This is a genomic window from Streptomyces sp. NBC_01016, assembly GCF_026341035.1.
Taxonomy (GTDB): Bacteria; Actinomycetota; Actinomycetes; order Streptomycetales; family Streptomycetaceae; genus Streptomyces.
The window spans coordinates 2125346-2139650 of record NZ_JAPEOQ010000002.1; the positions used below are offsets into that span (position 1 = coordinate 2125346).

Genomic DNA, 14305 nt, shown 5'->3' on the forward strand with positions numbered 1-14305 from the left:
ATGCGTCGACGCCGACTGTCCGCCGTAGCGGCGCGGGCACGCGACGAGCGGGGCTCGGTCTCCACCGAACTCGTCCTGCTCACACCGCTGTTGATTCTCATCCTGCTCATCGCCGTCGACTTCGGACGGCTCGCCGGAGCCCGCCTCGATGCAGACGAAGCCGCCCACCAGGCCGCCCGCGCCGCCTCCCTGGCCCGATCCGGACCGCAAGGGAACACCGAGGCGCAGTCGGCCGCAACGGCCAGCCTCAACGGAGCCGGCTCGTCCTGCCGCAACCCGCACATCGCCGCGATCACCGGCGGCTTCCAGCCCGGCAGCGTGGTGACGGTACGCGTCACCTGCCACGTCGACCCGGACACCCCCGGTCTGCCGGACCACACCATCGCCGCACGGGCCACCTCCGTCGTCGATCTCTACCGAGGAGTACGCGGATGAGGCGGCACCACAAGCGGCAGGTACGGATGCCAGCGGCGATGCGGGCTGATGACGGACAGATCACCGCGATGGTGGTGGTCATGGCCGCGGCACTGATCCTGTTCGCCGGGCTCGTCATCGACGGCGGACTTGCCCTCGCGGGCAAGGTGCGGGCCGCCGACACCGCACAGGAAGCGGCCCGCTCCGCCTGCCAGATGGTCGACCTCGACCACCTGCGCGCCACCCAGGAAATGCGTCTGGACACGGGCCCGGCACGCACCGCCGCACTGGCCCGGGCCACGGCGGCCGGGGACAGCGCCCGGGTCCGCGTCACCGGCGACCAGGCCACCGTCTCCGTCACACACCACCAGCCCACCCAAGTCCTCTCCCTGGTCGGCATCGGCACCCTCACCACACACGCCCAGGCCACCGCCCGCATCGAACGCGGCACCACCACACCCTGGGACGAGGCCGACGGAGGGACACCGTGACCCGCACGTCCCGCGAGATCACAACACCCCACGGACGGCGGACACTTCGGGGCGCGGCTGTCGTCATCGTGCGGCTGCTGGTGAGCGCCGCCGCCCTGACGATTGCCGTGGCCGGCATCCCGTACGCGCTGCTCCTGAGCGTCGGCGCACCCTGGCCCGAACAAGTCCACTCGCTGGACGACCTCGCCGGTCACCTGGGCCAGCCCGTCAGCGACACCTTCATCCTGCACCTGCTGGCCTACACCGCCTGGACGTTCTGGGCCTACGCCATGGCCATCCTGGCCCGCGAGACACTTGGTGTGGTGCGCCACTTCCCAGAGCTCGTACGGGAAACGGGTGCGCTGCGCCTTCACGCAGCAGCCCTGCCGGCCCACCGGGCCGCCGCCGCGCTGCTGGTCGGCACTCTGCTGCTGGCGCTCGTCGGACTGTGGCGCCTGCCCACCGCCCACGCGGCCACCACCACTGGCGGCCCGCTCCCACTGCAACGAGTCGTGGCCACGGCGCCACAGCACCCAGCGGCACCATCCGCCCAGGAGGGCGAGCGCCACCGCGGCGAGCCGAAAGTACCCGCGTACGTGCAATACACCGTGGAACCCGGAGACACCCTGTGGGACATCGCGGCCGCGCACCTGGGCGACCCGGTCAAGTGGCCACGGATCTACCAACTCAGCTGCACCATCCGCCAGTCGAACGGGGAACTACTCTCCGACCCCGACCTCATCAGACCAGGCTGGGAGCTACGCATCCCAGCCGCCCACGACCGCACACCACCGCACGAACCGGACGGCCCGAAGCCCGACAGGCCCGCGCCGAAGCCGGAACCGGCTCCAACCCCTTCAACGCCCCCGTCACCGGAGACGGCCACACCGCACCAACAGGCAGCACCACCGACGAAACCTGCACGACACCCTGAGCAGCGGCCGGAATCCGACACACGTGCCAGTGCGCAGCGGCCAGTGACCATCGGCGTCGGCGGCGCCTCCTTCATCGGCATCACCACCGCGGCCGGCATCACCGCAGCCCTCGCCTTCGCACGCCGCCGCGCGGCCCGACACCGCGAACCCACCCTCGGCCACGACGAAGTGACGAGCGAACCGGCCCTCGACACTGCCGTCCAACGCGCCCACCACGGCACCCTGTCCGCGCGATCCGCTCGCCACGACACGGATGACGATCTGCCCCGCATGCCGCAGCCCGCTGAGCCCCTGCCTGCGGGCACGGTCTCCATCGCCGAATGTGCTGGCCGCGAGGTGTTGGTCGACGCCCTGTCCGTCCCCGGCGGAGTGCACCTCACCGGCCCGGGCGCCGAGGACGCCACCCGGGCTCTGACGATCGCCATCGCCACCGCCGCTCAACGCCTACGGCCCGGGCTGGCCGCCGTACGACTCCTCATCCCTGCCGCGACACTTGCCCGGCTCCTGCCTGCCGGCCCGCGAGGCTTCGCCGCGGGGTGGAGCGTCACCGACGACTTCGGCACCGCGGTCGATGCCGCCGAACACGCTCTCCTGGAACACGCGCGCCACGAACAGGGCGTATCGGGAAGTGAGTTGGTCCATGACGAGGCCACCGCCTCGGCTATGTCCGTCTTCCTGGCCGACGTCACAGCCCTCGGCAACGAGCAGGGTCCACGACTGGCAGCGCTCGCGGCGCGCGCCGCCCCGGGGCGCCTGGCGGTCCTCACCCTCGGCAGCGCTTCTCGCACATCCACGGCGGTACATGTCCAGGAAGACGGATCCGCCCACGGAGACATTCCGGCACTGTCCAGCGCGACCCTGTTCACCCTCGCACCCACCCCGGCTGCCGAACTGCTCACCACACTGCTCGCCGCCCACGGACAACAGGTCCAGGCAGCCGACACCGATCCGCCGGCCCCCGCCCAGAACGCGCCGCCCGCTACGACGAAGGCGCCCAGGCCATCGGCCGCACCCACAGTGCAGGACAACACCCTCCAAGGCCGACAAGAGCCAGACACTACGAGCCGCCCCGTTCACCTGCGCCTCTTCGGAGGATTCGCCCTCACGATCCGCGGTGAAGAATGCGTCCTGGCCGACGCGCGAAAAGAAGGAACCCGCGAATACCTCTCCCTGCTCGCCGCCCACCCGGGCGGACTGCACGCCGAGGAAATCGCCGACAAGATGAACCTCAGCGGCAGCCCGGAGGAGAGAAACCCGCGGATCGCCAACCTGCGCCGCGCCGCCCGCCGCCTCCTGCGGGACGCCACCGGCACCAAAAGCCCGGCCTTTGTTGTCCTGAGCGGGGATCGTCAGCGTCTTGACCCGCAGTTGGTCGCCACGGACACCTCGGCCTTCATCGACGCGCTGCGGCAAGCGGCAGCCGAGACGACGACGTACGCACGCGCCGACGCCCTGCGCCGCGCGGCCGAGACCTACCGCGGTCCGCTGTGCGACGGCGCCGATTACCTGTGGGTCGAGGGCCCACGCCTGGCTTTGCACCGGCAGGCCGTGGACGCGCTGATGCTCCTCGCCGACCACATGGCGCAGCACTCCGCCGACCCCGAACCGGCGCTCGCCCTCCTCAACCAGGCCGCCGACTTCGACCCCACCAACGAGCGCGTCTACCGGCGCATCATCAAACTTCAGCGCGCCGTCGGCCGCGACGACGCGGCCCACCGCACGCTCGCGCTCCTCACCCACCGCCTCGCAGACATCGACGAGCACCCCGAGCCAGCCACCACCGCACTACTGCACGACGCCCCACAGGCGACGGTCGCCCGATAGGCGTGGCCTCCCTAACGGGTACGCTTCGGGACCCTGACCCACCACGCCACCAGTTGACCCATACCGAGGGCAAGACCGACCTACGTTGGTGTTCCCGGTGCTGGATTTTCGCTGGTTGTGGTGTTCTTCAGGTGGGTCTGTCGGACGCTGATTGGTCTTGAGCCCGTTCGTCGGCGCGTCCGGACCGGACATGCGGGTAGTCGTCGAGGGCCTGATGCCAGGCGGATGTCCGCGGCACTGACGATCTGGATTTTCGGATCTGTAGGGCGGTACGGGCCCTGGCATCGGCGCCCGGCTTGCCTCGTCGGACGCTACGGGTGGACTTGGACGTAGCGGCTGTTCGCCGCGGCAAGTTCAGCGCTTCGAGCCGCGCGTCGCTGCACGGAGCCGGGCCGCGCTCGATCGGCTGAGTCGTGTCGGCGGTAGCCTGCTCGACGTGCCGCAGAAGTATGTCGAGTTCCGCCTTGCTTCGGAGGACATCTCCACCGTCCGATTCGGCATGTCGCCAGGGCATGAGATCGTCCACGCGGTGCGGACCCTCAGCCGACCGCAGGAGCAGCCGCTGCAGTGGGGATGGCTGCGCGCCGTTCGCGACGATGTCCCGCGGGAGTCCCTCGAGTTGCTGCGCCTCGTCGTGGGCGAAACCGGGTACGCACCCGATCTGTTCACGTCGGCCGCGTCGTGGGATCTCACGCCTGCGGACGAGATCGAGCGGCTGCGACAGGCGCCGCTCGAGCCGATCTCGGTCGACCTGCGCAAGCGCGCGGTCCGCAGCGCCGGCGTCGCGCGGGCCGCGCTCGAGAGGATGGCGGCCGATCCCGCGAGGATCCGCGCCATGATCGTGCGCCACGTCGAGGCGCTCTGGGAGGCCGCACTCGCGCCCTACTGGGCGCAGATCGAACGCATCCTTCACGCGGACATCGGCTCTCGGGTGCGACGGATGACCGCGGACGGTCTGGCCGGGATGGCGGCCGATCTCGGCGAAGCCGTCGAGTGGAGCGCCGACACCGGCTTCGACACCGTGCGCGTGCGGATGGAACGACACGAGGAGATCGTCGACTGCCAGGGGCGGGGCCTCGTGCTCGTGCCGTCGTTCTTCGGGCGCCACTGCGCGGTGCTCACGGAGCCGCCCGCGCAGCCGACGCTGTTCTACCCCGCGCTCGGTGTGTCCGAGGTGTGGCATCGTGCCGATTCGACGGACGCGCTGGCGGGCCTGCTCGGGGAGAGCCGCGCCGCGGTGCTCGTCGCGCTCGGCGCGCCGCTGTCCACGACGGAGACAGCAGGAGAGGCCGGCATCGCGGCTTCCACCGCATCCCACCACCTCGATGCCCTGCGCGCCGCCGGGCTCATCGCGTCCCGGCGTGCCGGGCGGCGCGTGCTGCACGCGCGCACGCCGCTCGGCGATGCGCTCGTCCACCGCGTCTGACGCGGCGGACGAGCGCATCCGGGGCCGGCGCCGGGTCACCGACCGGGAACGAGGTCCGGTCCCGCGCCGTGCTCGGCGACGTACGCCTCCGGACCCTGCTCGCTGGCCTGGGGCTCCATGTAGAGGAACTCGATGACGTTGCCGTCCGGGTCCTCGAGGGAGCGCCCGTACATGAACCCGTGGTCCTGCGCGGCGCGCGGCTCACGGCCGCCCGCGGTGACACCGGCGTCGACGGTCCTGTCGACGTGGTCCCGCGAGTCGCGCGAGAACGACAGCAGCACCTGGGCGACCGTGTGCGGGTCGGCGATCTGCTTGTCGGTGAACTGCGAGAAGTGCCCGTGGGTGAGCACCATGAAGCTCGTGTTCTCGTCCCAGACGACACACGCGGCGTTCTCGTCGGTGAACATCGGGTTGATGGCGCACCCGAGCGCCGTGTAGAAGGCCTTGCTGCGCTCGAGGTCGGTTGTGGTGATGTTGACGAAGATCATGAGGTCTCCTCATATCGCATGGACGGGTCCTGCGGTTGCTGAGCTCAGCCTGGCGCCAGGGTCGTGGGCATCCAATCGATTCGACGTGGGTCGAAAGGTCATGGTGCCGGGTGTGTTAATCGCGAGCGTCGACCGGGATTGCTGGCCGCCGCGAAGGCGGGCGGCAGGTCGGCCGGCAGAACCGACCGCCTCAGTGGAGGGCGCCCGCCGCCATCGCATGAAACGGTCGCCCGGCCGAGCCGCGAAGCTGCCGGTGGGCGGCACGCCGGCTGCTGGTTCGATGACCGCCGACCGGGGCGTTTCCACTGCTGTGTGGGCCGCGCCGCCGTTCCGCTTCAACATGTAGCGGGTTGGTTACGGCAAGCCTGAACGTCCACAAAGCCGCCGACCTGCGAAAGTTCGCCCGAGGCCGGGAGTGGCTGACCATCTACGACCTCCCGCCCTACGCACCCGACCTCAACCCCGTTGAAGGGATCTGGTCACTGCTGCGACCAGACTGGCTCTCCAGCGTCGCCTTCAGCACAACCGAACACCTCATCCAGCGCATCCGACGCGGCTTACGGCACATCCAGTACCGCAGCGACCTCATAGACGGCTGCCTTGCCGAGACCGGTCTGACCACCCGATCCAGCGGATTCGGTACCGACACCGCCGTGGTCATGCCGTGGTGGTTGTGGGCCCTCGTGGGGGCTGTCTTCGGCGTGCTGCTTGTGGCCATCGTCAAGAACATCCGTGACGCGGGCCGGCTGGCGAAGGCGAACCGATGAAGCTGCGCCTGAAGTACCGGCTGAAGTTGATGGGGCGCATCCGGACCCGCCGAAGCAGCTCAAGGTCCGAGAGATTGTGGTCTACCTCGCCCTCGCCGTCGTCATCTACGGCGCCATGGGGCTCATCATTGGCGACTGGCAGATGGCGATCGTCCTGGGGATCAGTGTCACCGGGTCTCAGGTCATCTACCAGTGGTGGTGGCGCCGCACCGGCCAGCCCGAGTACGAAGACGTGGACGGTGAAGATGAGTAGGTACCTGCGCCGCCTCGTGCGAATAGTCCTCGCTGTGGTCGGCCTCTTCGCCGTCTGCTGGGTCGGCCGCGCCCTGGGGGACGGGGATACCGGCATCCAAGCGGTGATCACCGCCCTCGCCCTCCAAGCCGTTCACCACTTCCGTGCCTGGCGCGCCGAACGGCCGGAAGGTCGAAGACGATGATCAATACGGTGCTCGTCCGGAGCATGTACGCGCTGTTCTTCGGCGGCATGTTCGCCTACGTCGCTCAGGGCCTCTTCCATGACGGTTGGGTGTCGGCGGCTTTCGGTGCCGTCACCGTCGCCGTCTGCGCTGTCTGGAACCTGCGCCGTGCCACGGTGCAGCGCGACCGGCGCCTCGGCCGCACCGGCACATGTATCAGTCGGTTCCTGCTCACCCGTACCGGCCTGGTGGTCGTCCTCGTCGTACTGGCGCTGTGTGCGGCGCTCGTCATCGCGGTCGGCGACGACGACTGCCCCTCGATGGACTCCGCTGGTAAGTGCCGCATGCCCCGGCACATGAACTGGTAGCCGCACAGGCAAGAGCCGTGGGCGGGGTACATGGGACGGCGTCACTGAGCCCACGGCGCAGACCCCAAGTGGCGCAGGGTGGCGTGGCTTCCAGGCTCCGTCAAACTGCGGTGGGGGCAGCGAGCGTCGGGTCTTGGCCGGAGTGGCGCAGCGCCTTGGAGACGAAACCGGACGCCACCAGCTCGGTCACGAGCTCGTTGAGGAACCGTGTGGTCTTCGGGCTTCGCCCCCTTGTGGTGCCCACGGCCTGCCGGATCGTCATGAACGCGGGCTCCAGCAGACGCAGTTCGGCCGTCTGGGAAACGTGCACGGTCAGTGGTTGGCGGATGCCGGCCGCTACGTCCAGGTCCTCGGCATGGAAGATGTCGACCCCCTCGTCACCGCGTACCACGGTGGCGTGGTGCAGGGTGCGACTCAGGTAGAGGTCGTACGCGGACCCCTTCTTGACGCCGATGCGTACTCCGTCGCGGTCGACGTCGGCGGCAGAGGTGAATGCTGCGTCCACTGGTGCCGCGTACACCCCCTCGATGTGCACGTACGGCGTGCTGAATGCGACGTCCTTCTCGCGGTCTGGATCGACGGCCAGGAAGCACAGGTCGGCGTGACCCTCGGACATCGCGGCGTATGACTTGCGGGCCGCATCGAAGCAGCTGAACTGCACGGGCAGTTCCAGACGTGCGGCAACCTCGCGGGCGAGCTCGACAGTGACTCCGGACGGCTCGTCTGGAGTGCCCTGGGCGAGGACTGGATTGCCGAGGTCGATGGAGGCGCGCAGCACCCCGGTGGGGGCGAGGTCGCGGGCAATCTCTGCATCTGTGGGCGTCATGCTCCGAGCCTAGGCGGCAGTTGCTCGATCGTTCGAGGTCGAAGGTTCAAGGGTCGGTAAGGAAGATCGCGTCTGCGTTCCGCATGAGTGCGCCTTGTTGAAGCCCTTGAGGGCCCGGCTCAGCCCACCGCTCAATCCGGGTTCCCGTCCCTTCCGCCGTCGACCTACACGTATGTGGAGCGGGCGTGGTTCATGGCGTCCAGCCAATAGGCGGGTGGGACGCCGCCGGTGCCCGCCGGGCTCCAGGGTCAGATGTCGTGGCAAACACCGGTGAAGGGCTCGTCTTCGCGCCGGCCCGACGCCGGGGTGCTGGGTGCTCCTGGCTTGATTGAGTTCGGATCAGTGGACCTTGCAGGCCCGTCGAGAGTCGAAGTCCTGCAGTACGTCGAGTCCCTCGTCCTTCCATGGGGCTCGAACCCGGCGTCCTGCTTGCACAGGAGCACCCTGCGGGGCACGTACCGGCTGGTCACGGCCCGGTCTGCCATGGCGGGCCGGGCCAGCCTGCATATCGGTGGATGAACCTGTCCCGATCTACTCCCCACACCCCTCCGCCTCTCGCTTCGTGTCTCACTTTCCGCTCACTTCCCCTGCAGCTTCCGCTCCACCTCCTCTCCCTTCCTCTTCCCCCTTCCCCTTCTCCTCTCTTCCTCCTCCTTCCTCTTCTCCTCCTGTACCGGCCGGCCCCCAGGAGGTCTGGGAGGCCTGGAGGCGGCACGAGGCGGAGCCGCAGGTGCCGCCGTGCCGGGCCGCCGTGCCGGGCCGCCGTGCCGGGCCGCCGTGCCGGGCCGCCGTGCCGGGCCGCCGTGCCGGGCCGCCGTGCCGGGCCGCCGTGCCGGGCCGGTTGGTTCGGACGTGTGCTCGAATTGCGGGTTTGCCGGCGCCCGCAGGCCGCCTGGCAATCGGTCGCCCCGCGTGCCGCGCACGACGCAAAGCGTCGCCGCTTCCCGAATTCCCCGGAATTCCGGTCGTGAATTCACGAGAATTCCAGCATTATCAAGCCGGAATCCCGCTTCAGGTCGGGCCCGAGTCGAGCTATATTTAAATTGTTCCCGAAAAGGCGGGAACGGGAAATGCGAAAGCGGCCCGGCGGGGGAATTTCCGAACGGGTGGCCGAATTCAGAAAAAGGGGTGATTCGGTTGGACGGGCGGAAAGTGAACGCGGTCGAGCTGCGGCAGGCGGACGCGTTGCACTGGATCGAGTTCGAAACGCTGGTGTGCCAGGACGCCTGGGAGGAGCTCGGGTTCGGCAGGTTCGGTGAACCGGTCACGTTCGCCGGGACGTTGATGGAGGTCGAGAACGGCCACACGATGGGGCGGGCCTGGTCCCGGATCCGGGTGAGCGTCACCGCCCCCAACACCCGCCGCAGGACCGACATCGAGTCGGTGCTCGGCGCGCACGTCACGGTCACCCTGACCGACCTCGACGGCTGACATTTAGGCCCGGCACGGGCCCGCCGCACACCCGGCGGGCCCACCCGGCCCCAGCCGTTCGACCGCCGCCCGAGCGCGGCACCCCCCTGAGTCAGACCCTGCACCGAGACCGCATGAGGCCGGTGCCACGGCACCCCCATGCCCGAACCGGCCGCCACCACGACGGCGCGGCGGGTGGCAGGAACCCCCACCGAATTTCTCCTTTACCCAGTGAGAGGAAGGCTTCGCCATGGCCACACCCACCCCGCCGCCATCGCCTCAACCCGCCCCGCCCGCCGCCCTGTTGCCCACCGCTCCGGGTAAGGCCCGCCCCGGTGAACTACGGGCCCGGGTGGCCGCGATCCTGGCCGTGAGCCCGCAGGGCCGTTACACGGTCACCGAGCTGGCCAAGCAGCTGGGGCACTCCGGGGGAGCGGTCGGCAACGCCTGCGAGACGCTGGTCACCCGGGGCGAGGCCGAACGGGTCGGCCACAAACCCCGCACCTACCAGGCGACTTCGACCACCGGGCCGCCGCCCAGCCGACCTCCAACCCCACCCCGCCCTCGGCGGCGGTGCCCCGCCCGCGCCCCGCACCCGCACCTGCGTCGGGCGGGCGCCCGGCCCCGATCACCCGCCCGAACGGGCAGACGTATCACCCGAGGGCGCTGGAGAACCTGCCCGATGTCGAGGCCCTGCAACGCCTGCGCGAGGCGAGCGTCCCGGTGTTGTTGTACGGGCCGCCGGGCACGGGCAAGACCTCCCTGATCGAGGCGGCCTTCCCCGACCTGATCACGGTGGCGGGCGACGGGGACACCACGGTCGGGGACCTGGTCGGCGAGTACACCCAAACCGATGCGGGCGGCTACGAGTTCATCTACGGACCCCTGGTGGCCGCGATGATGGAGGGTCGCGCCCTCCTCCTGGATGACGCCACCCTGATCTCCCCGAAGGTCCTGGCCGCCCTCTACCCGGCCCTGGACGGGCGCCGCCAGATCCAGGTCAAGGCGCACAAGGGCGAGACGATCGAGGCGGCCGACGGCTTCTACGTGATCGCCGGACACAACCCCGGCGTGCACGGCGCGGTCCTCACCGAGGCGCTCGCCTCACGGTTCAGCATGCAGATCCAGGTGGCCTCCGACTACGACCTCGCCAAAGCCCTGAAGATCAACGCGACGGCGGTACGGATCGCCCGCAACATCGCCACCCGGCAGGCGGGCGGCGAACTCGGCTGGGCCCCGCAACTACGCGAACTGATCGCCTTCCAGAAGATCGCCGACGTACTCGGCGCGGACGTCGCCTTCGCCAACCTGGTCGGCATCGCACCCCTCGAGGACCGGGACACGGTCGCCGAGATCGTCACCAAGGCCATCGGCCGCCCCATCACCGCCCTCGCCCTGGGCCGCCAACTCTGATCGCCCCCGGCCGGGCCGGGCACCCCTCACACCGCCCGGCCCCTGCGCACCCCGAACTCGCCTCCCCTGGAAGGGAATGACACGCCATGCCCGCATCGACGACGCTCCTGAACAGTCACCTCCAGCACACCCCGCCCGCCGTGACCGACGACGAACTGGCCGCTGCCTGCTGGGAGGACGACGGCGGCCCCGCCGCCCTGCCCCGGCGCGGCCCGCAGGCCGGGCACTGGCTGCGGATCTCGGCCGCGCTGACCGAGCGGCTGCCCGAACTCGCCGACCGCGACGACGTGATCGTCACCTGCGAACCGGGCACCCGCTCCGGCGCCCCGGCCGCCTTCATGCCCACCCTGGCCGCCCTGGAGATCGACGCCGCCCTCTTCGCCCCGCACCCCGCACACACCATCGACCCCCTCGAACCCGGCGACGAGGAGAACTACCCGGCCGCCTGGGGTGCCTTCGTCCACGAGGCCGCCCACGCCGCCCACTCCCACTGGTCCACCCCACCCGAACTGCGCGGCACCGCCCTGGGCGCCGCCTCCGCCCTGCTGGAGGAATCCCGCGCCGAGGCCGCCCACCTCAGGCGCCGCCCGCATGACCGACGCTGGCTGCGCGCCGCCGTCCACGCCCTGATCCTGGATGAGTTCACCACCCAGGCCCCGGCCGCAGGTGATGTGTGGCAGGCCGCGCACGCCGCTGGTCTCCTCCTCGCCCGCCGCGACGCAGGCATCCTCGATGAGGCGGAGACCGACCCGGTCGCCCACCTCCTCACCGCCCGCCTCGGCCGCGACCTCCTGGCCACCCTCGCCGACATCTGGAGTGCCGCACACACTACGGCCGACGACGACGAACAGGCGATGCTCGCCCACGGCCGCGCCTGGTGTGATGCCCTCACCGCCGACCCCGACCGGCCCGCCCCCACCCCACCATTGCAAGCTGCCCCGGACACCGAACTCGCCGAAGCGATCAGCCAGTCCGTCGACGCCGTACACGCCACCGAACACGCCGCCACCCAGGCCCGTGAGCAGGCGAGCGCCGCCCAGCGCGCCCGCACCCAAGCCCGCACGTCCCAGGCCGAACACGCCCGCACCTCGGCCGCGTTGGCCAAGAAGATCTTCGCCCCCGGCGCCCGCCCCTTCGACCCGCACGACCCCGACGGGCCCGCCTGGTCCCCGCTGCGCGGCACCCGCACCCCCACCACCCAAGAGAAGGCGGCAGCAGGGCGTCTGGCCCGGGGCCTGCGGGCCGCTTCCTACCGTGAACGCACCCAGACGACGGTGGCCTCGCAGGCCCCGCCGGGACGGCTGAACATGCGTCAGGCCCTGGCCCGCGATGCCCAGCGGGCGGCCGGGGCCACCCCGACCGCGACCCCGTTCACCCGCACCGTGCACCACCACACCCCGACCCCGCCGCTGCGGGTCGGCATCGCGGTCGACGTTTCCGGCTCCATGGGCGAGGCCGAAGGACCGATCGCCTCGGCCGCCTGGATCGTGGCCCGCGCCACCTCCCTGAGCGACCCCGACTCGCGCGCCGCGACCATCGCGTACGACTGCTGCCTGACCGCGATCACCGCACCGGGCCGCACCCCGGCCCAGGTGCCGCGCTTCCACGCGAACGGCTTCGGCCACAACCTCGCCGAAGCCCTCGACGCCCTGGACGCCGCCCTCGGCCTCAGCCGCCCGGGCGCCGGACGCCTGGTGGTCATCGCCTCCGACGGCGCCTACGCCGAAGACGAACACACCGCCGCCACCACCCGCATCCAGGCCCTGCGCGCCAGCGGCTGCGCGGCCCTCTGGCTCGCCTTCGAACCCGACCCCACCCCCTGCCCTGGCACCACCCTCCTCCAACTCACCGACCCCGCCCAGGCCGCCGCCCAGATCAGTACCGCCGCCCAGGCCGCCCTCGCCACCACCCACACCTGACACACCCACACCCGGCGGGACACACCACGCCCCGCCGGGCCCCACCCCCAACCGAACAACACACCAACCTGCACCGCACCGAACGGAGAACACGTCATGACCAGCATCGCCGAACGCGCCCAGGCCGCCGCCGTCTACATCCGCCACAACACCGCCCTCAGCCCGCACGGCCAGTACCGGGGCGCCGAACACGCCCGCACCGCCGTCCGCCTCGCCGCCGCCCTCGGCCTGCCCCTCGACCAGATCACCACCACCCCCGACCACCTGCGCCGCCGCACAACGATCGGCGAGCCGGTCCTCGCGACCGCCGCCTGCCCCGAGTCCGGCGACACGTACACCTTCCTGGCCCGCTTCCCCCTGTACGACGAGGACGCCTTCGAACTCCTCGGCCCCTGCCCCGAATGCGCCGCCCCGGTACCCCTCGCCGAGATCCGCCACCTCGCCGACCTCGGCACCCACCTCACCCGCACCCTCACCCGCGAAGACTGCGACCGCCAGAACGCCCTGCCACCCACTTTCGACGACGACCCCGCACACACCGACACCTGCCGCTTCGGCGCCTGCACCTGACACACCCCCACGGCGGGCGCGGCACCCACACACCGCGCCCGCCACCGGGACCCGCGAACACACCACACCAACTTCGACCACCCACACATCGCCCCGCCAGAAAACAAGGAGAGACACCACCATGCGCATCACCGACCGCGACATCCTCACCATGATCCTCAACACCACGGCCACCGACTCCGCAACGGACTGGCACCTCATCGGCGACACCCTCTACGCCCCGGGTTCCCCGACGAATCCCCAACTCGTCATCAGCGCCGCGATCCTGCGGACCGACCGCACCAACACCGCCTTCGCCCTCACGCTCCACGTCCTGCACCACGAACACGGCGAACTGGACCGCACCCGCCTCGACTTCGACCAGGACGGCGACCCCTTCGAGATCGTCATCCTCAACCACACCAACGGCACCGCCCGACCAGGGTCGAGGCTGGCCACCTGGTGGCAGCAGGCTGAGGCATACGTACACCTGTGGCAGCACACCCCAGGAACGCCGCCCAGCCCGGCTAGCGGCCCCGCGAGTGAGTTCGCGCGCTGAACGTTCCGTGCAGGGCTGGTCGTGCCCACCCAGCCCTGGGCCACCGCACCAATGACCGCCAGCCCGCCCTCACCCCACGCACACGCCCGCACGCGCAACTCGTCACGGCCGAAGGGAGGGGCCCGGCAGTCGCCTACCTCAACGCTCCGTCCCCAGGGCCTGCCCGCCGAGGGGCCCTGCGGGCTGCGCGGCGAAGGCCGACGCCACGTCGCGGTTCGCCTCGTGATGTCGCGGCCATAAGACCGTCAACCGCGAGGCCTTCGGCTGAAGTCGGGAGCCTCCCGCTGGAGCCGTTGGGATCACCCGATGTGGTGGTCGTGCTGACGGCTGCGGTCGGCGGCCGGGTGACGTGGACACAATCGCAGTGAGTCCTCCCTCCGCGGTGTTCTCGTCCCGCCGGGGCCGCACATGAAGGACAGGAAGGAGCAGACAACTGAACCTGCGTACCACCCCGCCAGCGCATCCAGGAAGCGAACCTGCGTCGGCGTCCGCGCCTTCGCCGACGCCGAGCGTGCCGACTC

The 14305-nt window shown here is 70.6% G+C and carries 13 protein-coding genes and 2 pseudogenes; 13 read left to right on the top strand and 2 right to left on the bottom strand.

Features of this window, described 5'->3' with window-relative positions:
• The 4 genes from OG746_RS36440 to OG746_RS36455 all read left to right on the top strand — a co-directional run bounded on the left by OG746_RS36440 (window position 1) and on the right by OG746_RS36455 (window position 5069).
• Window positions 1-435, top strand: a complete 435-nt coding sequence (locus OG746_RS36440; RefSeq protein WP_266722563.1) for a TadE/TadG family type IV pilus assembly protein — start codon at window positions 1-3, stop codon at window positions 433-435.
• A complete protein-coding gene (locus OG746_RS36445) occupies window positions 432-905 on the top strand; it encodes a TadE/TadG family type IV pilus assembly protein (protein ID WP_266722565.1) in 474 nt (157 codons plus the stop codon). The genes OG746_RS36440 and OG746_RS36445 overlap by 4 nt, the downstream gene beginning before the upstream one ends.
• Window positions 902-3643, top strand: coding sequence for an AfsR/SARP family transcriptional regulator (locus OG746_RS36450; protein WP_266722567.1), 2742 nt, complete (start codon window positions 902-904; stop codon window positions 3641-3643). The genes OG746_RS36445 and OG746_RS36450 overlap by 4 nt, the downstream gene beginning before the upstream one ends.
• 436 nt (window positions 3644-4079) lie before the next feature.
• Complete coding sequence (locus tag OG746_RS36455; RefSeq protein ID WP_266722569.1) at window positions 4080-5069, top strand: ArsR/SmtB family transcription factor; 990 nt, start codon at window positions 4080-4082, stop codon at window positions 5067-5069.
• 35 nt (window positions 5070-5104) lie between these two features.
• On the opposite strand, the gene OG746_RS36460 is transcribed toward OG746_RS36455, so the two are convergent.
• Window positions 5105-5557: a VOC family protein gene (locus tag OG746_RS36460; protein ID WP_266722571.1), complete on the bottom strand. Its 453-nt coding sequence runs from the start codon at window positions 5555-5557 to the stop codon at window positions 5105-5107.
• A 350-nt stretch (window positions 5558-5907) separates the two neighbouring features.
• Here OG746_RS36460 and OG746_RS36465 point away from each other — a divergent pair.
• The 4 genes and pseudogenes from OG746_RS36465 to OG746_RS36480 form a co-directional block, all read left to right on the top strand.
• Window positions 5908-6177 (top strand): annotated as a pseudogene (locus tag OG746_RS36465) (transposase); the annotation flags it as partial.
• Between the two features lie 223 nt (window positions 6178-6400).
• On the top strand, window positions 6401-6577 hold the full coding sequence (locus OG746_RS36470; protein ID WP_266722573.1) for a hypothetical protein: 177 nt from the start codon (window positions 6401-6403) through the stop codon (window positions 6575-6577).
• Complete coding sequence (locus tag OG746_RS36475; RefSeq protein ID WP_266722575.1) at window positions 6570-6761, top strand: hypothetical protein; 192 nt, start codon at window positions 6570-6572, stop codon at window positions 6759-6761. Before OG746_RS36470 ends, OG746_RS36475 begins: the two co-directional genes overlap by 8 nt.
• A complete protein-coding gene (locus OG746_RS36480; RefSeq protein ID WP_266722577.1) occupies window positions 6758-7108 on the top strand; it encodes a hypothetical protein in 351 nt (116 codons plus the stop codon). The genes OG746_RS36475 and OG746_RS36480 overlap by 4 nt, the downstream gene beginning before the upstream one ends.
• 100 nt (window positions 7109-7208) lie before the next feature.
• Here OG746_RS36480 and OG746_RS36485 read toward each other — a convergent pair whose 3' ends face one another.
• Window positions 7209-7934: a transporter substrate-binding domain-containing protein gene (locus OG746_RS36485; protein WP_266722579.1), complete on the bottom strand. Its 726-nt coding sequence runs from the start codon at window positions 7932-7934 to the stop codon at window positions 7209-7211.
• A 1137-nt stretch (window positions 7935-9071) separates the two neighbouring features.
• Between OG746_RS36485 and OG746_RS36490 the strand changes: the two genes are divergently transcribed.
• From OG746_RS36490 to OG746_RS36510, 5 genes and pseudogenes are all read left to right on the top strand, one after another.
• Entirely contained in the window at window positions 9072-9365 is a 294-nt protein-coding gene (locus tag OG746_RS36490; RefSeq protein WP_266722581.1) for a hypothetical protein, read from the top strand.
• Window positions 9366-9696: 331 nt separating this feature from the next.
• A pseudogene (locus OG746_RS36495) lies at window positions 9697-10757 on the top strand (AAA family ATPase).
• A gap of 86 nt (window positions 10758-10843) precedes the next feature.
• Complete coding sequence (locus OG746_RS36500; RefSeq protein ID WP_266722583.1) at window positions 10844-12676, top strand: hypothetical protein; 1833 nt, start codon at window positions 10844-10846, stop codon at window positions 12674-12676.
• 96 nt (window positions 12677-12772) lie between these two features.
• Window positions 12773-13246, top strand: coding sequence for a hypothetical protein (locus tag OG746_RS36505; protein WP_266722585.1), 474 nt, complete (start codon window positions 12773-12775; stop codon window positions 13244-13246).
• A gap of 121 nt (window positions 13247-13367) precedes the next feature.
• The gene (locus OG746_RS36510) at window positions 13368-13784 is read left to right on the top strand and encodes a hypothetical protein (RefSeq protein ID WP_266722587.1); all 417 of its coding nucleotides are present in this window, start codon (window positions 13368-13370) and stop codon (window positions 13782-13784) included.
• Window positions 13785-14305: the final 521 nt, after the last annotated feature.